General features: G+C 68.8%; 19 protein-coding genes and 1 riboswitch. Of the genes, 8 read left to right on the top strand and 11 right to left on the bottom strand.

Annotated features, from left to right (window positions below; translation table 11 throughout):
• Positions 1–36: 36 nt before the first annotated feature.
• Both cyc1 and DEJ47_RS25730 read left to right on the top strand, forming a co-directional pair.
• Positions 37–1,161 (top strand): epi-isozizaene synthase, encoded by a 1,125-nt coding sequence (cyc1, locus tag DEJ47_RS25725; protein WP_411757263.1) that lies wholly within the window; start codon positions 37–39, stop codon positions 1,159–1,161.
• On the top strand, positions 1,158–2,534 hold the full coding sequence (locus DEJ47_RS25730) for a cytochrome P450 (protein ID WP_150172071.1): 1,377 nt from the start codon (positions 1,158–1,160) through the stop codon (positions 2,532–2,534). The genes cyc1 and DEJ47_RS25730 overlap by 4 nt, the downstream gene beginning before the upstream one ends.
• 57 nt (positions 2,535–2,591) lie before the next feature.
• On the opposite strand, the gene DEJ47_RS25735 is transcribed toward DEJ47_RS25730, so the two are convergent.
• From DEJ47_RS25735 to DEJ47_RS25765, 7 genes are all read right to left on the bottom strand, one after another.
• Entirely contained in the window at positions 2,592–3,614 is a 1,023-nt protein-coding gene (locus DEJ47_RS25735; RefSeq protein ID WP_150172073.1) for a ribonucleotide-diphosphate reductase subunit beta, read from the bottom strand.
• Entirely contained in the window at positions 3,614–6,016 is a 2,403-nt protein-coding gene (locus DEJ47_RS25740; protein WP_150172075.1) for a ribonucleoside-diphosphate reductase subunit alpha, read from the bottom strand. Before DEJ47_RS25740 ends, DEJ47_RS25735 begins: the two co-directional genes overlap by 1 nt.
• Positions 6,017–6,151: 135 nt before the next feature.
• Positions 6,152–6,288: riboswitch (cobalamin riboswitch) on the bottom strand.
• Between the two features lie 128 nt (positions 6,289–6,416).
• Positions 6,417–8,063: a monocarboxylate uptake permease MctP gene (gene mctP / locus DEJ47_RS25745; protein ID WP_150172077.1), complete on the bottom strand. Its 1,647-nt coding sequence runs from the start codon at positions 8,061–8,063 to the stop codon at positions 6,417–6,419.
• Positions 8,060–8,329, bottom strand: a complete 270-nt coding sequence (locus tag DEJ47_RS25750; protein ID WP_150172079.1) for a DUF3311 domain-containing protein — start codon at positions 8,327–8,329, stop codon at positions 8,060–8,062. Before DEJ47_RS25750 ends, mctP begins: the two co-directional genes overlap by 4 nt.
• A gap of 132 nt (positions 8,330–8,461) precedes the next feature.
• Positions 8,462–8,659 carry a YbdD/YjiX family protein gene (locus tag DEJ47_RS25755; RefSeq protein WP_150172082.1) on the bottom strand — a complete coding sequence of 66 codons (198 nt, stop codon included), beginning with the start codon at positions 8,657–8,659 and terminating at the stop codon, positions 8,462–8,464.
• Complete coding sequence (locus DEJ47_RS25760) at positions 8,656–10,794, bottom strand: carbon starvation CstA family protein (RefSeq protein ID WP_150172084.1); 2,139 nt, start codon at positions 10,792–10,794, stop codon at positions 8,656–8,658. Before DEJ47_RS25760 ends, DEJ47_RS25755 begins: the two co-directional genes overlap by 4 nt.
• 82 nt (positions 10,795–10,876) lie before the next feature.
• Entirely contained in the window at positions 10,877–11,659 is a 783-nt protein-coding gene (locus DEJ47_RS25765) for a GntR family transcriptional regulator (RefSeq protein WP_398335891.1), read from the bottom strand.
• Positions 11,660–11,985: 326 nt separating this feature from the next.
• Here DEJ47_RS25765 and DEJ47_RS25770 point away from each other — a divergent pair, with 326 nt between their 5' ends.
• The 4 genes from DEJ47_RS25770 (at position 11,986) to DEJ47_RS25785 (ending at position 16,677) form a co-directional block, all read left to right on the top strand.
• Positions 11,986–13,260 (top strand): extracellular solute-binding protein, encoded by a 1,275-nt coding sequence (locus DEJ47_RS25770; RefSeq protein WP_150172086.1) that lies wholly within the window; start codon positions 11,986–11,988, stop codon positions 13,258–13,260.
• A gap of 95 nt (positions 13,261–13,355) precedes the next feature.
• Positions 13,356–14,345: a carbohydrate ABC transporter permease gene (locus DEJ47_RS25775; RefSeq protein ID WP_150172088.1), complete on the top strand. Its 990-nt coding sequence runs from the start codon at positions 13,356–13,358 to the stop codon at positions 14,343–14,345.
• On the top strand, positions 14,342–15,172 hold the full coding sequence (locus tag DEJ47_RS25780; protein ID WP_150172090.1) for a carbohydrate ABC transporter permease: 831 nt from the start codon (positions 14,342–14,344) through the stop codon (positions 15,170–15,172). Before DEJ47_RS25775 ends, DEJ47_RS25780 begins: the two co-directional genes overlap by 4 nt.
• 8 nt (positions 15,173–15,180) lie before the next feature.
• Positions 15,181–16,677, top strand: a complete 1,497-nt coding sequence (locus tag DEJ47_RS25785) for a glycoside hydrolase family 3 protein (protein ID WP_150172092.1) — start codon at positions 15,181–15,183, stop codon at positions 16,675–16,677.
• A 92-nt stretch (positions 16,678–16,769) separates the two neighbouring features.
• On the opposite strand, the gene nagB is transcribed toward DEJ47_RS25785, so the two are convergent.
• Both nagB and DEJ47_RS25795 read right to left on the bottom strand, forming a co-directional pair.
• Positions 16,770–17,555 carry a glucosamine-6-phosphate deaminase gene (gene nagB, locus DEJ47_RS25790; protein ID WP_150172094.1) on the bottom strand — a complete coding sequence of 262 codons (786 nt, stop codon included), beginning with the start codon at positions 17,553–17,555 and terminating at the stop codon, positions 16,770–16,772.
• A gap of 209 nt (positions 17,556–17,764) precedes the next feature.
• Positions 17,765–18,511 (bottom strand): SDR family oxidoreductase, encoded by a 747-nt coding sequence (locus DEJ47_RS25795; RefSeq protein WP_150172096.1) that lies wholly within the window; start codon positions 18,509–18,511, stop codon positions 17,765–17,767.
• 127 nt (positions 18,512–18,638) lie between these two features.
• Between DEJ47_RS25795 and DEJ47_RS25800 the strand changes: the two genes are divergently transcribed.
• Both DEJ47_RS25800 and DEJ47_RS25805 read left to right on the top strand, forming a co-directional pair.
• Entirely contained in the window at positions 18,639–19,277 is a 639-nt protein-coding gene (locus tag DEJ47_RS25800; RefSeq protein ID WP_150172098.1) for a TetR/AcrR family transcriptional regulator, read from the top strand.
• 313 nt (positions 19,278–19,590) lie between these two features.
• Positions 19,591–21,057: a sensor histidine kinase gene (locus tag DEJ47_RS25805; protein WP_150175865.1), complete on the top strand. Its 1,467-nt coding sequence runs from the start codon at positions 19,591–19,593 to the stop codon at positions 21,055–21,057.
• A gap of 169 nt (positions 21,058–21,226) precedes the next feature.
• On the opposite strand, the gene DEJ47_RS25810 is transcribed toward DEJ47_RS25805, so the two are convergent.
• Entirely contained in the window at positions 21,227–21,484 is a 258-nt protein-coding gene (locus DEJ47_RS25810) for a WhiB family transcriptional regulator (RefSeq protein WP_016639615.1), read from the bottom strand.
• Between the two features lie 316 nt (positions 21,485–21,800).
• Positions 21,801–22,769, bottom strand: coding sequence for a diacylglycerol/lipid kinase family protein (locus DEJ47_RS25815; protein WP_150172100.1), 969 nt, complete (start codon positions 22,767–22,769; stop codon positions 21,801–21,803).
• Positions 22,770–22,843 lie beyond the last annotated feature (74 nt).

Below are 22,843 nucleotides of genomic sequence, written 5' to 3' on the forward strand. Positions count from 1 at the left end.
GGCGCGTGTCCTCAGGCGGCTGAAAGGGGTTTGTTCGTGCGTGCATATTCCGGGAGCACTTCACAGACACATCCGTACACCCGGCCACGTTCACCCGTGGTTTCGGTACCGCGGGCACTGGCCGTTCCGATGATCGAAGCAGCGTTCCCTCGCCGTCTGCATCCGTATTGGCCAAAGCTTCAGGAGAAGTCCAGGACCTGGCTGCGTGAAATGCGGCTCATGCCCCCGGACAAGGTCGAACGGTACGCGGACAGCCTCTGCTACACGGATCTGGTCGCCGGGTACTACATTGGCGCGCCCGACGAGTTGCTGACCGCGATAGCGGACCTCAGCAGCTGGTTCTTCGCGTGGGACGACCGGCACGACAGGGACTCCGTGCACGGCAGGGCGGCCCAGTGGCAACAGCTCTGCCAAGGCCTGCACGGCACGCTCGACGAGCCCCGGCGGTACCGGCACCACAAGGATCCGTTGGTCGCCGGCTTCGCGGACTGCGTGCTGCGTCTGTACTCGTTCCTCGGTCCCAGCTGGAACGCCAGGTTCGCCCGGCACTTCCACCCCGTGATCGACGCGTACGACCAGGAGTTCAGGAACCGGCGCTGCGGCACCGTGCCGACGGTCGAGGCGTACATAGAACTGCGCCGGCTCACGTTCGCGCACTGGGCGTGGATCGACCTCCTGGAGCCCACCGCGCGGTACGAGCTGCCGGACCCGGTGCGCAAGCACCCCGCCTACCGGCGTGCGGCACGGGCGACCCAGGATTTCTCGGCCTGGTACAACGACTTGTGCTCCCTCCCGAAAGAACTCGCGGGAGACGAACTGCACAATCTCGGGATCAGCCTCATCCAGCACGAGGGAATGACGCTGGAAGAAGCGGTGCGGGAAGTGCACAGGCGCGTCACCGAATGCGTCAAGGAATTCCTGGAAGCGGAGCGGGAAGTGCTGCAGTTCGCCGATGAGTTGGCGGAAGGCGGCGACGGAGGAACCGAACTCGCGGACGCGGTGAAAGCCTGCGTATTCAACATGCGGAACTGGTTCTCGTCCGTCTACTGGTTCCATCACGAATCCGGCCGCTATCGGGTGGACAGCTGGGACGACAGGTCCATGCCCCCGTATGTGACGGAAGAGTCCCTGGCGGAAAACGAACTGGTAGGTGAGGAATGAGCGTCGAATCCGCGATACCCGCGCCCCCCGCTCCCGGCTCCGGGCCGCTGCGCACCCCGCCCCTCGTCCGGGGCGGGGCCCCGGTGCTCGGCCACGCCTGGAACCTGGTGCGCGACCCGCTCGGTTTCCTCTCCGCGCTCCGTGACCACGGCGATCTCGTCAGGATCAGGCTGGGACCCAGGACGGCCTACGTGGTGTGCGACCCGGAACTGGTCGGCGCCATGCTCAAGAACCCCGAGTACATCGTCGGCGGGCCCCTCTGGGACACCCTGGAAGTGCTCCTCGGCAAGGGCGTGGCGACCAGCAACGGCAAGCTGCACCGGCGCCAGCGCCGCATGATGCAGCCCGCGTTCCGGCCCGAGCGGATCGCCGACTACGCCAAGGTGATGGAGGAGGAGGCCCGCGCCACGGCGGCCCGCTGGCAGCCGGGCGCCACCGTCGACGTGAGCGCCGAGATGTTCCGCACGGCCGTGCGCATCGTCTCGCGCTCCCTCCTGGAGGTCGACTCGATTCGGGACAAGGCGGACCGGATCGCCGAATCCCTGCACACCGTCTTCGACGGGCTCTACCGCAGGATGGTGCTCTCGGTCGGCCCGCTCCACCGCGTGCCGACCCCCGCCAACCGGCGCTTCGAGAGCGCGCTCGCCGACCTGCACGCCCTCGTCGACGAGATCATCGCGGAGCGCCGCGCGGCGGGACCCGGCGCGCCGGACGACCTGCTCACCGAATTGCTGCGGGCCACGGACGAAACCGGGGCGCCCATCACCGACCGGGAGATCCACGACAACGTGGTTTCGCTCGTCGTGGCGGGTGCGGAGAATGTGGCGTCGACGCTGGCGTGGGCGTTCCATCTGCTGACCGAACACCCCGAGCAGGAAAGGCGGTTGGTTGAAGAGGTAAATGCCGTGGCCCCGGATCGCGCGATCACATTCGCCGATCTCAAGGAGCTGCCGCACCTCCGCAATGTCGTCACCGAGGCGATGCGCATACGGCCGGCCGCCTGGATATTCACGCGCCGGTCGGTGGCCGAAACCGATCTGGGCGGCTATTCGATTCCGGCGGACGCCGACATCGTCTACAGCGTGTACGCGATGCAGCGCGACCCGCGTTCCTTCGAGCGGCACCTGGAGTTCGACCCCGACCGGTGGAATCCGGAACGGGCCGCCGACGTACCGGAGTTCGCCATGATGCCGTTCAGCGTCGGCAACAGGAAGTGCCCCGGTGACCACTTCAGCCTGGCCGAACTCGCCCTGATCCTGGGGACGGTGGCGCCGAAGTGGCGTCTTCGGCCGGTGCGGGAGACCGACGCCCGCACCCAGGTCGGCATCACCCTGCACCCCAAGCGGCTCGTCCTGCGGGCCACTCCGCGCTGACCCAGCGGTGTGCCCGCCCCTGTCCAGCGGAACAGGGGCGGGCACACCCGTGCGCGTCTAGAACTCGTCGTCGAACGAGACCGAGCCCTCGACGGCGACCTGGTAGGCCGAGGGCCGCCGCTCGAAGAAGTTGGTCAGCTCCTGGACGCCCTGCAGCTCCATGAACGAGAAGGGGTTCTCGGAGCCGTAGACCGGCGCGAAGCCGAGGCGCTGCAGACGCTGGTCGGCGACGCACTGCAGGTACTCGCGCATCGAGTCGGTGTTCATGCCGGGCAGGCCGTCGCCGCACAGGTCGCGGGCGAACTGCAGCTCGGCCTCGACCGCCTCCTTCAGCATGTCCGTGACCTGCTGCTGCAGCGCGTCGTCGAAGAGCTCGGGCTCCTCCTTGCGGACGGTGTCGACCACGTCGAAGGCGAAGCTCATGTGCATCGTCTCGTCGCGGAACACCCAGTTGGTGCCGGTGGCCAGGCCGTGCAGCAGACCGCGGCTGCGGAACCAGTACACGTACGCGAAGGCGCCGTAGAAGAAGAGGCCCTCGATGCACGCGGCGAAGCAGATGAGGTTGAGCAGGAAGCGGCGCCGGTCGGCCTGCGTCTCAAGACGGTCCAGCGTCTCGACCGAGTCCATCCACTTGAAGCAGAACTCGGCCTTCTCACGGATCGAGGGGATCTCCTCGACCGCGTCGAAGGCCGCCGCGCGGTCCTCCGGGTCGGGCAGGTAGGTGTCGAGCAGCGTCAGATAGAACTGGACGTGCACGGCCTCCTCGAACAGCTGACGGCTCAGGTAGAGCCGGGCCTCGGGGGAGTTGATGTGCTTGTACAGCGTCAGCACCAGGTTGTTCGAGACGATCGAGTCGCCGGTCGCGAAGAACGCGACGAGACGGCCGATCATGTGCTGCTCACCGGGGCTGAGCTTGGCGAGGTCGGCGACGTCCGAGTGGAGGTCGACCTCCTCGACGGTCCAGGTGTTCTTGATCGCGTCCCGGTAGCGCTCGTAGAAGTCGGGGTAGCGCATGGGGCGCAGGGTCAGCTCGAAGCCCGGGTCGAGGAGGTTCTTCTCGCTGTTGGTCGTCGTGCTCATTACTGGCAGGCCTCGCAGGACTCGGGGTTTTCCAGGGAGCAGGCGACGGCGTCTTCGGCCGTGGCCTGGGCGGGGACGGGGGCGGTGGCCGCGGCGTTCGCGCCGCCCGCGGCGCGGGCGATGCGCGTCGCGGGGCGCGAGCGCAGGTAGTACGTGGTCTTCAGGCCGCGCTGCCAGGCGTACGCGTACATCGAGGAGAGCTTGCCGATGGTCGGCGTCTCCAGGAAGAGGTTCAGCGACTGCGCCTGGTCGAGGAACGGGGTGCGGTCGGCGGCCATGTCGATCAGGCCGCGCTGCGGGATCTCCCACGCCGTGCGGTACAGCGCGCGGACCTCGGCGGGCACCCAGTCGAAGTCCTGCACCGAGCCGTTGGACTCGCGCAGCGCCTCACGGGTCTTCGCGTCCCACAGGCCGTGCCGCTTCAGCTCCTCCACCAGATAGGCGTTGACCTGGAGGAACTCACCGGACAGCGTCTCGCGCTTGAACAGGTTGGAGACCTGCGGCTCGATGCACTCGTACACACCGGCGATGGACGCGATGGTCGCGGTCGGCGCGATGGCGAGCAGCAGCGAGTTGCGCATGCCGGTCGCGGCGATGCGCTCCCGCAGCGCCGCCCAGCGCTCGGGCCACGTCAGCTCGACGCCGTAGTGGTCGGGGTGCAGGACGCCGCGCGCGGTGCGGGTCTTCTCCCAGGCCGGGAGCGGCCCGTGGCGCTCGGCGAGGTCCGCGGAGGCCTCGTACGACGCGAGCATGATGCGCTCGGCGATGCGGGTGGACAGGGCGCGCGCCTCGGGGGAGTCGAAGGCCAGCTTCAGCTGGAAGAAGACGTCCTGGAGGCCCATCGCGCCGAGACCCACCGGGCGCCACTTGGCGTTGGAGCGTCCGGCCTGCTCGGTCGGGTAGAAGTTGATGTCGACGACGCGGTCGAGGAAGGTGACGGCGGTGCGGACGGTCTCGTCGAGCCGTTCCCAGTCGATGCCGCCGTTCTCGACGAACGCGCCGAGGTTCACCGAGCCGAGGTTGCAGACGGCGGTCTCCCCGTCGTCCGTCACCTCCAGGATCTCCGTGCAGAGGTTGGAGGAGTGGACGGTGTGGCCGGGCTCCGCCGTCTGGTTGGCGGTGCGGTTGGCGGCGTCCTTGAAGGTCATCCAGCCGTTGCCGGTCTGCGCGAGGGTGCGCATCATGCGGCCGTACAGGTCCCGGGCCGACATGGTCTTCCGCGCGAGTCCGGCGGCCTCCGCCCTGCGGTAGGCGGCGTCGAACTCCTCGCCCCACAGGTCGACGAGCTCGGGCACGTCGGAGGGCGAGAACAGCGACCACTCCTGGTCGGCGGCGACCCGGCGCATGAACTCGTCGGGGATCCAGTGCGCCAGGTTCAGGTTGTGGGTGCGGCGCGCGTCCTCACCGGTGTTGTCGCGCAGCTCCAGGAACTCCTCGATGTCGGAGTGCCAGGTCTCCAGGTAGACCGCGGCCGCGCCCTTGCGCCGCCCGCCCTGGTTCACGGCGGCGACCGAGGCGTCCAGCGTCTTCAGGAACGGCACGATGCCGTTGGAGTGCCCGTTCGTCCCGCGGATCAGCGAACCGCGGGAGCGGATGCGGGAGTACGAGAGCCCGATGCCACCCGCGTGCTTGGAGAGCCGCGCGACCTGGTGGTAGCGGTCGTAGATGGAGTCGAGCTCGTCCTGCGGGGAGTCCAGGAGGTAGCAGGACGACATCTGCGGGTGGCGGGTGCCGGAGTTGAAGAGCGTGGGCGAGGACGGCAGGTAGTCGAGGCGGCTCATCAGGCCGTACAGCGCGGCGACCTCGTCGACGGCGCGAACGCTCTCGTCTTCCGCGAGGCCGCTCGCCACGCGCAGCATGAAGTGCTGCGGGGTCTCGATGACCTGCCGGGTGATCGGGTGGCGCAGCAGGTAGCGGCTGTGCAGGGTGCGCAGGCCGAAGTAGCCGAAGCGGAAGTCGGCGCCGTCGGCGAGTGCGGCGTCCACGAGCGCGTCGAGGCGGGCCGCGTGGGCGGCCACGAAGTCGGCGGTGCGGTCGGCGATCAGGCCCTCGCGGTGCCCGACGGCGATCGACTCGGTGAAGGAGCGCACGCCCTGGGAGGCGGCCTCGGCGGCGATGGAGAGCGTGAGCAGCCTGGCGGCGAGCTTCGAGTACGCGGGGTCCTCGGAGATGAGCCCCGCGGCCGCCTCGGTGGCGAGGGTCCGCAGCTCCGCCTCGTCGGCCCGCGCCGAGCGGCCGCGCAGCGCGGCGGCGGCGACCCTGCCGGGGTCGGCGTCGGGGAGGTCGGCGGTGAGGTCGGTCAGGGTGCGCAGCAGCGCGGTCCCCGGCGCGTCGGTACCCGCGGTGCTGTCGGTGGGCTGCGATACCGGCGCTGACGCAGGTTCGGCAGGCGCGATGGTCACGTGGAGCTCTCCCTCGCTCGGCTCTGGGCCAGGGGAGGGGATGGCACACACGGGCGCACCCGGGCAGGGCCAGGGCGGCGTACCGCGTCCACCGGCCCATTCCACGAGGCCCGGACGGTCGGCACCCGGGCCGGACGGCACGGGTGCACTGCCGGCAGGTCTTCGGACTCCGCGTACGACAAATGCGTACACGTCTACCGTTGCGGGACAGTTCCGGACTTGCACCGGATTCCCCTGCGGCGACAGCGAGCACGAGCATACATCTTGTGCTGGCCCCGGGTGGCAGCCCCATATCTTGTGTCTCTTGTGCCGGGGAGTACGAGGTCCGGGAGTACGAGAACGGGCCGCCGGAGTGCTCCGGCGGCCCGCATGTCGTACGTGGCGTCGTACGCGGGAAGGGTCAGTGCCCGCCCGGCGCTCCCGCCGTGGCCGGGGGCAGTTCCTCGATGACGCCGGGGTCGCCGACGTCCGCCGTGTAGTCCCCGGGTGACGTCTCGTCGATGCCCTCGGGGGCGTTCAGGGCCTTCAGGACGAAGGTCATGACCACGGTCACGACGACGTTCAGGACGAACGCGGTGAGGCCGATGTAGCCGATCTCGCCGATGCCGGGGATCTCGTCGGACGAGCCGCCGAAGTGCTTCTGCGTCGGCGACGCGACGCCGTACGCGGCGACCGTTCCGTAGACCATGCCGACCGCCCAGCCGGCGAGCAGCGCCCAGCGGTGGAACCACCGTGTGAAGAGGCCGCCGACGAGCGCGGGCATCGTCTGCAGGATCCAGATGCCGCCGAGCAACTGGAAGTTGATCGCGACCGTCTTGTCCATGGTGAGGACGAAGGCGAGCGCGCCGACCTTCACCAGGAGCGAGACCAGCTTGGAGACCTTGGTCTCCTGCGCGGGCGTCGCGTCCGGCTTGATGAAGTCCTTGTAGATGTTCCTGGTGAAGAGGTTCGCGGCCGCGATCGACATGATCGCCGCGGGCACGAGCGCGCCGATGCCGATGGCGGCGAAGGCGACGCCGGTGAACCAGTCGGGGAACATGTTCTCGAACAGCTGCGGGATGGCGAGCTGGCCGTTCTCGACCTTGACGCCGGCCGCGATCGCCATGAAGCCGAGCAGCGCGAGCAGCCCCAGCATCAGCGAGTAGAGCGGCAGGATCGTGGTGTTGCGGCGGATCACGTCACGGCTCTTGGAGGAGAGCGTCGCCGTGATCGAGTGCGGATACATGAAGAGCGCGAGCGCGGAGCCCAGCGCGAGCGTCGCGTAGGTCCACTGTCCGGCCTCGCCGGGCGCGAGACCGGCGACGGGCTTGCCCGCCGCGTCGTTCGCCGCGGCGAACTTCTCGTTCGCCGCGTGGAAGATCTCGTCGAAGCCGCCGAGCTTGATCGGGATGTAGATGATCGCGACGGCGATGACGAGGTAGATCAGACCGTCCTTCACGAACGCGATCAGCGCGGGCGCGCGCAGGCCCGACGAGTAGGTGTACGCGGCGAGCACCGCGAACGCGATCAGGAGCGGCAGGTCCTTGATGAACCAGTTGGTGTCGGGCCCGCCGCCGATCCCCATGACGTCGAGGACCGCCTGGATGCCGACGAGTTGGAGCGCGATGTACGGCATCGTGGCGAGGATGCCGGTGACGGCGACCGCCAGCGAGAGCCCCTTGGAGCCGAAGCGGCCGCGCACGAAGTCCGAGGTGGTCACGTAGCCGTGCTTGTGCGAGACGGACCACAGGCGCGGCAGGAAGGTGAAGATCAGCGGGTAGACGAGGATCGTGTACGGCACGGCGAAGAAGCCGGCCGCGCCCGCCGCGTAGATCGCCGCGGGGACGGCCACGAACGTGTAGGCGGTGTACAGATCGCCGCCGAGCAGGAACCAGGTGACCCAGGTGCCGAACGACCGGCCGCCGAGGCCCCATTCGTCGAGGCTCTGCTCGTTCTCCGCCTTGCGCCAGCGGGCCGCCATGAAGCCCATGACGGTGACGGCGAGGAAGAAGAAGATGAAGACGCCGAGCGCGACGCCGTTGACGCCGCCCGATGCGAGTGTGGTCACTGTCCGGCACCCCCATGGGCCTGCTCGGCCTTGCGGGCGTGCTGGTCACGCTGCCACAGCTTGTACGCGATCATCGTGAGCGCCGTGGAGATCAGCACCCAGAGCATTTGGTACCAGTAGAAGAACGGGATGCCGATGAAGGTCGGGTCGATCTTCGCGTACGACCCCACCCAGAGCATTGCCACGAAGGGCGCGACAAGGCAGGCTGCGATGACCACACGGACCGGCGTCACCACCGGTCTGTTCACTTCAGGCGCGTCTGACATATCGCGGCTCCGTTCCCTCACTTATCCCATGCTTAACGTGCGGGAAATCTAAGCCACAGTCTCGCTGTATGGAACCCCTGTCCGGATAACGGACGGGTCGCGGAGTCGTGAGTTGCCTGCTCAGTCGCTTGATCAGCAGCAGCGGAAGCCCTGGCGAGGGTCCGACTCCGCCCTCTCCGTCCGCATGCGCTCAAATGCGCGGCGGCTGGGGACGGTTGCGGCGGGATGCTCCTTTCGTACGTGCGCCACATACCGGTCGTACGCCGACTCGTCCGTCAGCTCGCGTACGTACCACCGCATCCAGCGCACGCCGCGCAGCAGCCACGTCACGGCGCCACCTCCCGCCGCTCTTCGCGCCGCTCCTCCTGCTTCTCCTCCCGGGTCGCGAAGAGCCCCGCCGGGGCGGTCAACCTCGACTCCACGTAGGGAGCTTCGCGCAGCCGTGAGGCCGACGGGTCGCGGACGTGCTTGATGCACACCCGTGCCGCGTCCAGGATGACGACGACGATGAGCAGGGCGAGCGTCGCCGAAAGGACGCCGTCCACCGTGGAGTTGGTGACGACGGTGTGCATGTCGTCCATGGTCTTGGCGGGCGGCAGGATCTTGCCCTCGTCGATGGCGTCCCGGTAGTTGGCACGCTGCTGGAAGAAGCCGACGCGCGGATCGCTGGAGAAGACCTTCTGCCAGCTCGCGGTGAGCGTCACCGTCGCGTCCCAGGCGAGCGGAATGCCGGTGATCCAGGCCCACTTGAGCCGCCCGGACTTCACGAGCAGCGTGGTGCAGACGGCGAGGGCGACGGCGGCGAGGAGCTGGTTGGCGATGCCGAAGATCGGGAAGAGCTGGTTGATCCCGCCGAGCGGCTCGTGCACGCCGACCCAGAGGAAGTAGCCCCAGAGGCCCGTGACGACGGCGCTGGTGAAGACGAGCCCCGGCTTCCAGCTCATCCGCCGGAACGGCTTGTAGATGTTCCCGAGCATGTCCTGCAGCATGAAGCGGCCCACGCGCGTGCCCGCGTCGAGCGCGGTCAGGATGAACAGTGCCTCGAACATGATCGCGAAGTGGTACCAGAAGGCCCGCATCGAGCCGCCGGTGACCTTCGAGAAGATCTCGGACACGCCGACCGCGAGCGTGGGCGCGCCACCGGTGCGTGAGAGCAGCGAGGACTCCTCGACGTTCTTCGCGGCCTGTGCCAGGTCGGCCGGCGAGATCGAGTAGCCGAAGCCGGCGACGGCCTTCGACGCTTCCTGGACGGTGTCGCCGACGACCCCCGCCGGCGCGTTCATGGCGAAGTACAGACCGGGGTCGATGATCGAGGCCGCGACGAGCGCCATCACCGCGACCGACGACTCCATCAGCATGGAGCCGTAGCCGATCATCCGGACCTGCGTCTCCTTCTGGATCATCTTCGGCGTCGTGCCCGAGGAGATCAGCGCGTGGAAGCCGGACAGGGCGCCGCAGGCGATGGTGATGAAGACGAAGGGGAAGAGCGAGCCCGCGAAGACGGGACCGTCGCCGCGCGAGGCGAAGTCGGTCACCGGGTCCATCTTCAGCGTCGGCAGGGCGACGACGACGCCGAGCGCGAGCAGCACGATCGTGCCGATCTTCATGAACGTGGAGAGGTAGTCGCGGGGCGCGAGCAGCATCCACACCGGAAGGATCGAGGCGATGAACCCGTACGCCACCAGCCAGATGACCAGCGTCGACGGCGCCAGCGTGAAGGTGTCCGCGAGGGACGACTCGGCGATCCAGCGTCCGCCGACGAGCGCGAGCAGCAGCAGCGCGATGCCGATCAGCGAGACCTCGCTGACGCGGCCCGGCCGCAGTACCCGCAGATAGAAGCCCATGAGCAGGGCGATGGGGACGGTCATCGCGATGGAGAAGGTGCCCCACGGCGACTCGGCGAGCGCGTTGACGATGACGAGGGCGAGCACCCCGAGCAGGATGATCATGATGGCGAAGGTGGCGAGCAGCGCGGCGGCGCCGCCGACCGGGCCGATCTCCTCGCGCGCCATCTGCCCGAGCGACTTGCCGTCGCGCCGCGTCGAGAAGAACAGCACGACCATGTCCTGCACGGCGCCCGCGAAGATCACGCCGGCGATGATCCAGATCGTGCCGGGCAGGTACCCCATCTGGGCCGCGAGCACCGGCCCCACCAGGGGTCCGGCGCCCGCGATCGCCGCGAAGTGGTGGCCGAGCAGCACCCGGCGGTCGGTCGGGTGGTAGTCGATGCCGTTGTCGAGCCGCTCGGCCGGGGTCGCCCGCTTCCGGTCGACCTTCAGGACCTTGTACGCGATGAACTTGGAGTAGAAGCGGTACGCGACGGCGTACGAGCCGAGTGCCGCCGCCACCATCCAGGCGGCCGACACCTCCTCGTCGCGCGCGAGGGCCAGGACGGTCCAGCCCGCGGCGCCGACCAGCGCGACGAGGGACCAGATGACGATGGATCGGGGGTTCGCTCTGCGCACCGGGTCGTCCTCCCGTTCATCAGGCGATGACTGGAGGAACGTAGAGCAGCCGCGGGGACCCGCGCCAGACCTCGGACGGGTGTCAGTCGGTGGGCCGCTTGAGGCGGGCCACGAACTTGTAGCGGTCGCCGCGGTACACCGAGCGCACCCACTCCACCGGCTGGCCGTCGCCGTCCAGCGAGTGGCGGGACAGGAGCAGCATCGGCAGGCCCACGTCGGTTCCGAGCAGGCCGGCCTCGCGCGGGGTGGCGAGCGAGGTCTCGATGGTCTCCTCGGCCTCCGCGAGGTGCACATCGTACACCTCGGCGAGCGCCGTGTACAGCGAGGTGTACTTGACGAGGGAGCGGCGCAGCGCGGGGAAGCGCTTCGCCGAGAGGTGCGTGGTCTCGATGGCCATGGCCTCGCCGTTGGCGAGACGGAGCCGCTCGATGCGGAGCACCCGGCCGCCCGCGGTGATGTCGAGCAGGTCGGCGAGGCGGTCGTCGGCGGTGATGTAGCCGATGTCCAGGAGCTGCGAGGTGGGCTCAAGGCCCTGGGCCCGCATGTCCTCCGTGTACGAGGTGAGCTGCAGGGCCTGCGACACCTTGGGCTTCGCGACGAAGGTGCCCTTGCCCTGGATGCGCTCCAGGCGGCCCTCGACGACCAGCTCCTGGAGGGCCTGGCGCACGGTCGTACGGGAGGTGTCGAACTCGGCGGCGAGGGTGCGCTCCGGGGGGACCGGGGTGCCCGGCGGCAGCGTCTCGGTGATGTCCAGCAAGTGCCGCTTCAGGCGGTAGTACTTGGGCACGCGCGCCGTGCGGCCGACGCTAGGACTCTCCGGGGACACGTCGATCTCGCCCGCCGTGCTGCCCGCCTCGCTGCCCATGATCGACCTTCCCGGCTCCTGTGCTGCTGCCGTCACCGGCTCCTCCGTCTGTCGCGGCTCACATCGTGGCACGTACCGGGCCCTGGCGGCGCCCCCTGGTCGAGCGAAGTCGAGAGCTCGGGGGGAAGACTCGGTCTGCTCAGGTGTCGGTCCGATAACGGAGGCGACAGCCCTTCTTATACACCCTTGACACCCCTAAAGGTCTAGGCCAAGCTCCCCGTACTGGTCTACACCATTAAAGACCAGGTTCCAGTCCCACGGGCAGATCTCGGTCCATTTGGTCGCTGCGGGTGGGGGGTTGACTGGCATCCCTTGAGGAGGGTGACGTGAAGCGCAAGCTCATAGCGGCCATCGGTGTCGCGGGCATGTTGGTCTCGGTCGCGGCCTGCGGCAGTGACGACGAGGACAAGAAGGCCGGGGGAGCCGACAGCTTCAAGGGCGAGACCCTGACGCTCTGGGCGATGGACGGTTCGACGCCTGACCAGTGGCAGAAGGATGTCACGGCGGCCTTCGAGAAGAAGACCGGCGCGAAGCTGAAGTTCGAAGTCCAGCAGTGGAACGGTATCCAGCAGAAGCTGACCACCGCCCTCTCCGAGGAGAACCCGCCGGACGTCTTCGAGATCGGCAACACCCAGACCGCCGCGTACGCCAAGACCGGTGGCCTCGCCGAGCTGGACGACCTCAAGGAGTCCATCGGCGCGGACTGGACCGAGTCGATGAACAAGGCCTCGGTCATCGACGGCAAGCAGTACGCCGCCCCGTGGTTCGTCCTGAACCGCGTCGTGGTCTACAACAAGAAGGTCTGGGCCGACGCCGGCATCAAGGGCACCCCCAAGACCCGCGACGAGTTCCTCAAGAACCTCAAGCAGATCGACGCGAAGACCGACGCCGAGCCGATCTACCTGCCCGGCCAGAACTGGTACCACTTCGTCGGCCTGACCATCGGTGAGGGCGCCGAGCTGGTCAAGAAGGACGGCGACAAGTACGTCTCCAACCTGAGCGACCCCAAGGTCGCCAAGGCCATGAAGACGTACAAGCAGTTCGCGGACCTCTCCAAGGCCCCCAAGAACAAGGACGAGGCCACCCCGCAGCAGGCCGAGGTCTTCGCCAAGGGCAAGACCGGCGCCTTCATCGGCATGAGCTGGGAGGCCGCGACCGCGATCAAGGCCAACAAGAAGATCGAGAAGGACATCGGCTTCTTCACGATCCCGGGCGCCACGGCCGACAAGCCCGAGGGCGTCTTCCTCGGCGGCTCCAACCTCGCCGTCGCCGCGACCAGCAAGAAGCAGGAGCTCGCCAAGGAGTTCCTCAAGATCGCGCTGTCCGACAAGTTCGAGGGCCAGTTCGCCAAGGAAGGCGGCACGATCCCGAACAAGAAGGCCCTGGAGTCCAACCTCAAGGGCAACCCGGCCGCCGAGGCCGCCGCTCCCGCCGCCGCCGGCGGTGGCACCACCCCGCTGATCCCGGAGTGGGGCGCGGTGGAGAACCCGCCGAACCCGATCAAGAACTACATGACCGCGGTGCTCAACGGTAAGTCTCCCGCGGACGCCGCCAAGCAGGTCGAGGGCGAGCTCAACAAGCGCCTGTCGCAGAAGCAGTAAGAACGCCCCCTCTTGCCGGGGGCGGCGGGTGAACCGTCCTCGCCGCCCCCGGCACACCTCTGCGTACCGCGATGCCCACGAAAGAGATGGCGAGCATGACCGTGCAGAAGACCGAACGGCCGCCCTCCGGCCCGACGGAGGTGCAGACACCGGAAGGCGGACCACGGCCGAGTGCCCCGCTCAAGGAGCCCCGGCGTCTCGCCGGCCTGACGCCCTATCTGCTCCTTGCCCCCGCGATCGTCGCCACCCTGCTGCTGCTCGGCTGGCCACTGGTCAACAACGGGATCCTGTCGTTCCAGAACCTCAACATGCGGCAGTTCATTCTGCACTTGACCGAGTGGAACGGATTCGACAACTACAAGGACGTCCTCACCGGCGAGGACTTCTGGCGGGTCACGGGACGCTCGGTCGTCTTCACCGCCGTCAACGTCGTGCTGATCATGGTGCTCGGCACGCTGGTCGGACTGCTCCTCGCGCGCCTCGGCCGCAAGATGCGCACGTTCCTCCTGCTCGGCCTCGTGCTCACCTGGGCCATGCCCGTCGTCGCGGCCAGCACCGTCTACCAGTGGCTGTTCGCGCAGCGTTTCGGCGTCGTCAACTGGGTACTCGCCAAGATCGGCTTCGAGTCGATGGCCGACCACGACTGGCTGGCCACGCAGTACTCGACCTTCTTCGTCGTGCTGCTGCTGATCGTCTGGATGTCCATCCCCTTCGTGGCGATCAACCTGTACGCCGCCACGACCACCATCCCCAAGGAGCTGTACGAGGCCGCGGCGCTGGACGGCGCGGGGGCCATCAAACAGTTCACCCAGGTGACGCTGCCGTACCTGAAGCCCTTCCTCTACGCAACGACGTTCCTGGAGATCATCTGGGTCTTCAAGGCGTTCGTGCAGGTCTTCACGATCAACGAGGGCGGCCCGGACCGGCTCACCGAGATCCTGCCCGTCTACGCCTACATCGAGGGCATGGGCAACCAGCACTTCGGCATGGGCGCGGCGATCGCGCTGCTCACCATCGTCATCCTGCTGGCCATCACCTCGTTCTACCTGCGGATCGTGCTCAAGCAAGAGGAGGACGAGCTGTGAAGCGCTCGCTGATGGGCCGCCTCTGGCCCAACCTGGTCGCGGTCGTCATCTTCGTCTTCTGCGTCTTCCCCGTGTACTGGATGTTCGCCACGGCCTTCAAGCCGACCGGCGACATCATCGCCGAGGACCCGGTCTGGTTCCCGACCGACGCCACGCTCGAACACTTCAAGACGGCGATCGACGCCGACCACTTCTGGACCATGGTCGGCAACTCCGTCATCGTGACGGTCCTCGCCGTCGTCTTCTCCCTCATCATCGGCGTGACCGCGGCCTTCGCCCTCGCCCGGATGCGGTTCAAGGGGCGGCGCGGCTTCATCATCGGCTTCATGCTCGCGCAGATGGCGCCGTGGGAAGTCATGGTCATCGCGATCTACATCATCGTGCGCGACGCGGACATGCTGAACAGCCTGATCCCGCTGACCCTCTTCTACATGGTCATGATCCTGCCCTTCACCCTCCTCACGCTCCGCGGCTTCGTCGCCGCCGTGCCCAAGGAGCTGGAGGAGTCCGCCATGGTCGACGGCTGCACCCGCATGCAGGCCTTCCGCCGGGTGATCCTGCCGCTGCTCGCGCCGGGTCTGATGTCTACCTCGCTCTTCGGATTCATCACCGCCTGGAACGAGTTCCCGCTGGCCCTCGTGCTCAACAAGGAAGCCGAGGCCAAGACCCTGCCGATCTGGCTGTCCAGCTTCCAGACCGCCTTCGGCGACGACTGGGGCGCCACCATGGCCGCCGCCTCCCTCTTCGCCATCCCGATCCTCATCCTCTTCGTCTTCCTGCAGCGCAGGGCCGTGGCCGGCCTCACCGACGGCGCAGTGAAGGGATAACTCCGCACATGACGACACTCACGCACGCCGGTGACACCCTCACCCGCAACGCCCTCGCCGTCCTGCAGCCCGGCTTCGACGGCACCGCCACGGTGCCGGACTGGGTGCGCCACCGCATCGACGAAGGCCTCGCCTCCGTCAGCCTCTTCGGCCGCAACGTGCGGACCGCGGAGCAGGTCGCCGCGCTCACCGCACAACTGCGCGCCCAACGCGACGACCTCCTGATCGCCATCGACGAGGAGAGCGGCGACGTCACCCGCCTGGAGGTGCGCACCGGCTCCTCCTACCCGGGCAACCACGCGCTCGGCGCCGTCGACGACACCACGCTGACCCGCGAGGTCGCCGCCGACCTCGGCCGCCGCCTCGCCGCCTGCGGCATCAACTTCAACTGGGCGCCGTCGGCCGACGTCAACGCCAACCCCGACAACCCCGTCATCGGCGTACGGTCCTTCGGCTCGGACCCCGACCTCGTGGCCCGGCACACCGCCGCCTACGTCGAGGGCATGCAGTCGTCGGGCGTCGCCACCTCCGCCAAGCACTTCCCGGGGCACGGCGACACGGCGATCGACTCGCACCACTCCGTGCCGGTCATCGACGTCGACCGGGACGTCCTGAACTCCCGCGACCTCGCGCCGTTCCGCGCGGCCCTCGCCGCCGGCACGCGGGCCGTGATGAGCGCCCACGTCCTGGCGCCCGCCCTGGACCCGGACAACCCCGGCACGCTCTCCCGCCGCATCCTGACCGGACTGCTGCGCGAGGAGTTCGGCTACGAGGGCCTCATCGTCACTGACGGCATGGACATGCAGGCCATTGCCGGCACGTACGGCTTCGAGCGCGGCTGCGTCCTCGCCATCGCCGCCGGGGCCGACGCGATCTGCACGGGCGGCGGCCCCTCGGACGAGGGCACCGTGCTACGGCTGCGGGACGCGTTCGTCGCGGCCGTGCGTTCGGGCGAGCTGTCCGAGGAGCGGCTCGCCGAGGCGGCGGACCGCGTGCGGGCGCTGGCCGGGTGGGCTTCGGTGTCGGGCGCGGCCGAGCGTTCGGGGGGCGTGCCCGACACCGGGATCGGCCTGATCGGGGCCCGCCGCGCGCTGACCGTCACCCGCGGCGAGAACTACGCCGCCCCGGTCACCGAGGCCCCCTTCGTCGCCACGTTCTCCCCGCTCCCCAACATCGCCGTCGGCGACGAGACCCCCTGGGGCGTCACCGCCGAACTGGAGCGCCGCCTCCCCGGCACCGAGTCCGCCACCTACTCCGGCGACGGCGCGGGCAGCCAGGCCCTCGCCGCGGCCGGCACGCGCCGCATCGTGGCCGTCGTCCGCGACGCCCACCGCCACGCCTGGATGGCCGACGCCCTCCAGACCCTCGTCGCGGCCCGGCCCGACACGGTCGTCGTCGAGATGGGCGTCCCCCAGTCCGCCCCCGTCGGCGCCCTCCACATCGCGACGCGCGGCGCCGCCCGCGTGTGCGGCGAGGCGGCGGCCGAGGTCATCGTCGCGGGCTGACCCACCCACCGCGCGAACCCGCCACACGCGGAAGGGGCGCCCCTGACCGGGGCGCCCCTTCCGCGTGTGCCTGCCGCGACCGTCCGTCGCCTCTACAGCCCCTGCCACTCCGGCTTGTTCGCGTACGTGTGCCGGAAGTAGTCCGCCAGCTTCAGCTTCGACGCGGCGGCCTCGTCCACCACGACCGTGGCGTGCGGGTGCAGCTGCAGCGCGGAGGCGGGCACGACCGAGGCGACCGGACCCTCCACCGTCGCGGCCACCGCGTCCGCCTTGCCCTCACCCGTGGCGAGCAGCACCAGGTGCCGCGCCTCCAGGATCGTCCCGATCCCCTGGGTGATGACGTGGTGCGGGACCTGCTCGATGTCCCCGTCGAAGAAGCGCGCGTTGTCCACCCGAGTCTGCTCCGTCAGCGTCTTGATGCGCGTGCGGGACGCGAGCGACGAGCACGGCTCGTTGAACCCGATGTGCCCGTCCGTGCCGATGCCGAGCAGCTGCAGGTCGACCCCTCCGGCCTCGGCGAGCGCCTTGTCGTACGCCACGCACGCCGCCTGCACGTCCTCGGCGCTGCCGTCGGGCCCCATGAAGGAGCTCTCGTTCAGCCCGAGCGGCTCGACGACCTCCCGCAGGACGACGGAACGGTACGACTCGGGGTGCCCGGCGGGCAGCCCCACATACTCGTCGAGCTGGCAGATGCGGGCCCGCGAGGCATCTACGGCACCGGCAGCGACCTTGGCCGCCAGCGCTTCGTAGATGGGCAGGGGAGTGGAGCCGGTGGCGACACCGAGCAGGGCGTCAGGCTTACGACGCACCAGGGCGGCCATGGCCTCCGCGATGAGCTCGCCGCCTGCCGTGGCGTCCGGGACGATGACAACTTCCACGCTGGGCCTGCCGATCTGGAGAGGGGCTCGAAAGTACTGCTGGAGTACTGGTGGTATAGACCAATCTAGCAGAGCTGCGCCGCTGGAACAGCAGTGCCGCAGAGCCAGAACAGCCGATTCCGCCGCTCTTCGATCCATGCTCGACTCTCCGCCCCGCCTCCGCCCGTCGAGCCGTGCGCGAAGGCCGGTAGGCGCAAGGAGTGGCCCGGTCACACGCCCAGCAGCGAACCTCCTGTCGCGTCGATGTACTGACCGGTGATCCAGCGGGCGTCCTCGGAGGCCACGAAGGAGACGATGTCCGCCACGTCGGCGGGCTGGCCTATCCGGTCGAAGGCCGAGTACCCCGCCATCTCGGCGCGCTGGGCCTCGGGGATCCCGTCCATCATGTCCGTCTGGATGATCCCGGGCGCGACGGCGTTCACCGTGATCCCGCGGGGGCCGAGTTCCTGCGCCAGCGTGCGCGTCAGGACGTTCACCGCGCCCTTCGTCATCGAATACGCCACGGTGACCGGGAACGCGATGCGTGTGACGCCCGACGAGATGTTGATGATCCGGCCGCCGTCGCGCAGCCGGTCGAGGCCCTTCTGGACCACGAAGAACAGCGCCTTCGTGTTGACCGCGAACACGCGGTCGTACTCCTCTTCCTCGACCTCTCCCACATGGCTGTACAGCCCGATGCCCGCGTTGTTCACCAGGATGTCCAGGCCGTCCGCGTGCCGGTCGAACGCGGCCCAGAGCGCCTCCGCGTCTCCGGGCACCCCCAGCTCGGCGCCGAACGCGAAGGCGGACCCGCCCGCCGCCTCGATCGCCGCCACCGTCTCCTTGGCGGCCACCTCATTGCTTCCGTAGTGCACGCCGACCCGCGCCCCGTCCCGGCCGAGGCGCTCGGCGATGCCCCGCCCGATGCCCCTGCTGCCGCCCGTGACCAGCGCGGTCTTGCCGACAAGCCTGCTCATGCCCGTGTGTGCACCCATGACGGACGCCCCCTCTTTCGCCGGTGACTATTTCTCTAGCGCTCGTTACAGAAAGAACGCTACCCCACGCCCGCCCACTTTTTCTAGTGCCCGCTATACAATTCACTCCATGGCGACGAAACAGCGCGGACGCCCCCGCTCCTTCGACCGCGAGACGGCCCTGGAGCAGGCGATCCGCACGTTCTGGGAGAACGGGTACGAAGGGACGTCCGTCTCCGACCTCACCCGGGTCATGGGCATCGGCGCCCCGAGTCTCTATGCGGCCTTCGGCGACAAGCGCACCCTCTTCGACGAGGTCGTGGTGCGGTACGGGGCGACGCACGGGGCCTTCGGTGCGCGCGCCTTCGAGGAGGAGTCCACCGTGCGCGCCGCGGTGTCGCGGATGCTGCACGAGGCCGCGGCCGAGTTCACCGACCCCGGCCACCCCCGCGGCTGCCTCGTCATCACCGCGGCCACCAACTGCACGACGCCGGAGGTGGAGGAGGCCCTGCGGGAGCGCAGGAATGCGAACGTGACGGACATCGAGGCCCGCATCCGAGCGGCCGTCGCGGCAGGGGAACTGCCCGACGGCACCGACCCCGCCGCCCTCGCGCGGTACACGGCGGCGGTCTTCCAGGGGATGTCGCAACAGGCCAGGGACGGTGCCACCAGGGAGGATCTGGAGGCGGTGGCCGACTTCGCCATGACGGCATGGCCTCAGGTCCGGCCGACCGTCGGTGAAGGCCGGGCGTCGGCGTCGGCGGTGTGAGAAAGTCGGCTCCGATTGTCGGAGAAAGAGACAACGACAAACATCTGCCGACGCATAGACATAGGAGAATGGTCTAGTCCACAATGCGTGGGTAAAGCCTCCGCTCTCCCCGCACAGGAGAGTGGACCGAGGAACCGGCACTCTCTGCCCTGACCGTGTCGGGTCCTCAAGATCGGCTGTTCAGTACCGCACATTCTGGCGGCCGATGCACCTGAAGGGCTGCGGTGCCGTGGGCGGGCTGAGGGTCCCGCCCTGGCGCCGCGGCTCGACGGGAGCCGCCGGGCGCGAAAGGTACGCTCCACACGTGCCCTCCATGAACGATCTCGTCCGCCAGCACACCGCTCTCGGTGACTCCGATCTCGAGTGGCTGCATCTGCTGGTCTCGGAGTGGCAGCTGCTCTCCGACCTCTCCTTCGCCGACCTGGTCCTCTGGGTCCCCACGCTCGACGGCACCCGCTATGTGTCCGTCGCGCAGATGCGGCCCAACACCGGCCCGACCTCCTACCAGGACGACATGGTCGGCCACCTCGTCCCGCGCGGCCGTCGGCCCCTCCTGGACGCCGCCCTGGACGAGGGGCGCATCGTGCGCGAGGGCGACCCGGAGTGGCGCGAGGAGGTACCGGTGCGCGTCGAGTCCATCCCCGTACGCAGGGAGGGGCGTGTCCTCGGTGTCATCGCCCGCAACACCAATCTCCTGACGGTCCGCACGCCGTCCCGCCTCGAGCTGACCTACCTCCAATCGGCGTCCGACCTCGCGCAGATGATCGCGGCGGGGTCGTTCCCGTTCCCGGGGCAGCAGGTCGACATGGACGCCTCCCCGCGCGTGGGGGACGGTCTGCTGCGGCTCGACGCCGACGGCGTGGTGCAGTACGCGTCGCCGAACGCCCTCTCCGCGTACCACCGCCTCGGTTTCGCCTCCGACCTCGTCGGCCAGCACCTGGGCACGGCGACGGCTGAACTCGCCCCGTCCCGCGGCCCGGTGGACGAGGCACTCGCGAAGGTCGCGAGCGGCTGGGCGCCGCGCGAGTTCGAGATCGAGGGCGGCGACGGCGTCATCCAGCTGCGCGCGATCCCGCTCAAGCCGAAGGGCCCGCGCATCGGTTCGCTGGTCCTCCTCCGCGACGTGACCGAACTCCGCCGTCGCGAGCGGGAGTTGATCACCAAGGACGCGACCATCCGGGAGATCCACCACCGGGTGAAGAACAACCTCCAGACGGTTGCCGCGCTGCTGCGGCTGCAGGCCCGCCGCATCGACTCCGCCAAGGGCCGCGAGGCACTCGAGGAGGCCGTGCGCCGCGTGGGTTCCATCGCCATCGTCCACGAGACGCTCTCCCAGAATCTCGACGAGCGCGTGGAGTTCGACGAGATCGCCGACCGGGTGCTCGCGATGGTCGCCGAGATCTCACCCGGCAAGGTCACGGGCCGGCGCTCGGGACGCTTCGGGATCCTCGACGCGGAGGTCGCGACGCCGCTGTCGATGGTGCTCACGGAGATCCTGCAGAACGCGCTGGAGCACGGTTTCCGCGAGGGGGACACCGGCACGGTGGAGGTGTCGGCGGTCCGCGGCGGCACCACCAAGGACGCGCGGCTGCTGATCACCGTCCACGACGACGGGGTCGGTCTCCCCGAGGACTTCGACCCGCACCGCTCCGGGAACCTCGGTCTGCAGATCGTCCGCACCCTGGTCGAGGGGGAGCTGGGCGGCACCTTCGACATGGTCCGGGCGCCTGAGCGCGGCACGCAGGTGCTCCTGGACATCCCGGTCCGCGCCGACAAGTAGCGAACACGTGGAGGCAGCGCGCAAAGCAGTGAGCCCCGGACCGATGGTCCGGGGCTCACTGCTCACGTTGCGTTGCGCATCGGGGGTACTGCGCGGCTGCGGCTCGGGGGCGGGAGTTGCGTACGCGCTGTACGCGCCGCCAAGCTCAGGCTCGTGGGGGGTGTGGGCGTCAGGCGCTGGCCTGGCGTGCACGGTTGCGAGCGGCGCGGCGCTTCATTGCGCGGCGCTCGTCCTCGCTGAGGCCACCCCAGACGCCGGAGTCCTGGCCGGACTCGAGCGCCCACTGCAGGCACTGCTCCATGACGGGGCAGCGGCGGCAGACGGCCTTGGCTTCCTCGATCTGCAGCAGCGCAGGACCGGTGTTGCCGATGGGGAAGAAGAGCTCGGGGTCTTCCTCGCGGCAAACGGCGTTGTGACGCCAGTCCATGGCTGCTACCTCTCCTTGGTATTACATGCAGGTTGCTTGTGAATGTGAACGCTTTCACGAATCCCCCCGCACGGGAAGGGTCGACGCCCAGTCGCCTGGTGTGGACCTGTGGTGGAGGAGGGGTTCTGGCTCTCTGTGGGGCCGATGTTGCGGGCCGTCCCGATCGCCATGTAGAGATTCGCAAACCTCGGCGGCGGATACAACCCCTTCAGGAAAGTTTTTTTTGATTCCTCAGTGTCGGCTGGGTCACAGCCGTACTTCCATGGGGTGGACCCTGGTTTAAACGTTCGAGTGAAAGGACTTTAGGCCCTTCTACTCACACAATCACACGCAGTGCACGGCGTACGCCTGTGAACGTCACGCTCGTCCGCAGCCCCAAGTGGTCACCGTCCATCTGAAGGGGCAGAGGAACCTTTGAATGCAAGGTGAAGTCTGTGAGGTCGTGGAGCGTGACCGCGTGCTTACCGTGTGGTCCCCGCTCGGGCGTCGACGTCAGGAGCTGGGTGCCGTAGCGGGCCACGGCCGCCGTCGAGAGCTTCTTCAGACCCAGGACGTCCAAGGCCGTGTCGAAGGAGGCGCGCGGCGACGCGTACAGAGGGCGATTGCCCAGGTAGGAGTACGGAGAGGTGTTGCAGACTATCGACATCACCAGGTCCGTCACCGGGTCCTCGCCGGGCCGCTCCAGCGTGATCATTCCGTGCCTGCGGTGGGGCTCGTCGATGAACTGGCGCAGCACCTGACGCACGTAGAGCGCGTGCGTCGAGCGGCGGCCCAGCTCGCGCTGCTGTTCGACCCTGCCCACCACGCCGCCGTCGAAGCCGAGCCCCGCGCAGAACGTGAACCAGCGCGAGGGCACCGCCTCGTCCTCCGTGCCCGGTGTGCCGCCCGCGATTCCCAGACCCACCGTGCGCTCACTGCCCTCGCGCAAGGCGTCCAGAAGGGCACCGGTGGCCTCCACGGCGTCATTGGGCAGCCCGAGGGCGCGCGCGAAGACGTTCGTGGACCCGCCGGGCACGACGGCCAGGCGGGGGAGGCGGTCCGGGTCGGGGCCGTGGTGCAGCAGACCGTTGACCACCTCGTTGACGGTGCCGTCGCCGCCGAGGGCGACGACCAGCTCGATGTCCTTGCTCTCCGCGGCCTGCCGGCCGAGGTCCCTGGCGTGCCCGCGGTACTCGGTGGTGACCGCGTCGAGCTTCATCTCGCTCGCCAGTGCGTGGACCAGCACATCACGCGTACGCGCACTGGTGGTGGTTGCCGCCGGGTTGACCACGAGAAGTGCACGCATGCGAAGCAGACTACCTAGCGCTCTTTACACGGCCTAGACCGAGGTGCCGGGGCCGACGCACCCGGAGCTACCCT

It is taken from the genome of Streptomyces venezuelae (assembly GCF_008642355.1).
Lineage (GTDB): Bacteria > Actinomycetota > Actinomycetes > Streptomycetales > Streptomycetaceae > Streptomyces > Streptomyces venezuelae_B.

Excerpts from the sequence above, each read along its gene's own strand:
- DEJ47_RS25775 (WP_150172088.1), top strand. The coding sequence starts at position 13,356 with ATGACCGTGCAGAAGACCGAACGGCCGCCCTCCGGCCCGACGGAGGTG.
- DEJ47_RS25795 (WP_150172096.1), bottom strand. The coding sequence starts at position 18,511 with ATGAGCAGGCTTGTCGGCAAGACCGCGCTGGTCACGGGCGGCAGCAGG.
- DEJ47_RS25765 (WP_398335891.1), bottom strand. The coding sequence starts at position 11,659 with ATGGGCAGCGAGGCGGGCAGCACGGCGGGCGAGATCGACGTGTCCCCG.
- DEJ47_RS25815 (WP_150172100.1), bottom strand. The coding sequence starts at position 22,769 with ATGCGTGCACTTCTCGTGGTCAACCCGGCGGCAACCACCACCAGTGCG.
- DEJ47_RS25785 (WP_150172092.1), top strand. The coding sequence starts at position 15,181 with ATGACGACACTCACGCACGCCGGTGACACCCTCACCCGCAACGCCCTC.
- DEJ47_RS25750 (WP_150172079.1), bottom strand. The coding sequence starts at position 8,329 with ATGTCAGACGCGCCTGAAGTGAACAGACCGGTGGTGACGCCGGTCCGT.
- DEJ47_RS25735 (WP_150172073.1), bottom strand. The coding sequence starts at position 3,614 with ATGAGCACGACGACCAACAGCGAGAAGAACCTCCTCGACCCGGGCTTC.
- DEJ47_RS25800 (WP_150172098.1), top strand. The coding sequence starts at position 18,639 with ATGGCGACGAAACAGCGCGGACGCCCCCGCTCCTTCGACCGCGAGACG.
- DEJ47_RS25805 (WP_150175865.1), top strand. The coding sequence starts at position 19,591 with ATGAACGATCTCGTCCGCCAGCACACCGCTCTCGGTGACTCCGATCTC.
- DEJ47_RS25810 (WP_016639615.1), bottom strand. The coding sequence starts at position 21,484 with ATGGACTGGCGTCACAACGCCGTTTGCCGCGAGGAAGACCCCGAGCTC.
- DEJ47_RS25730 (WP_150172071.1), top strand. The coding sequence starts at position 1,158 with ATGAGCGTCGAATCCGCGATACCCGCGCCCCCCGCTCCCGGCTCCGGG.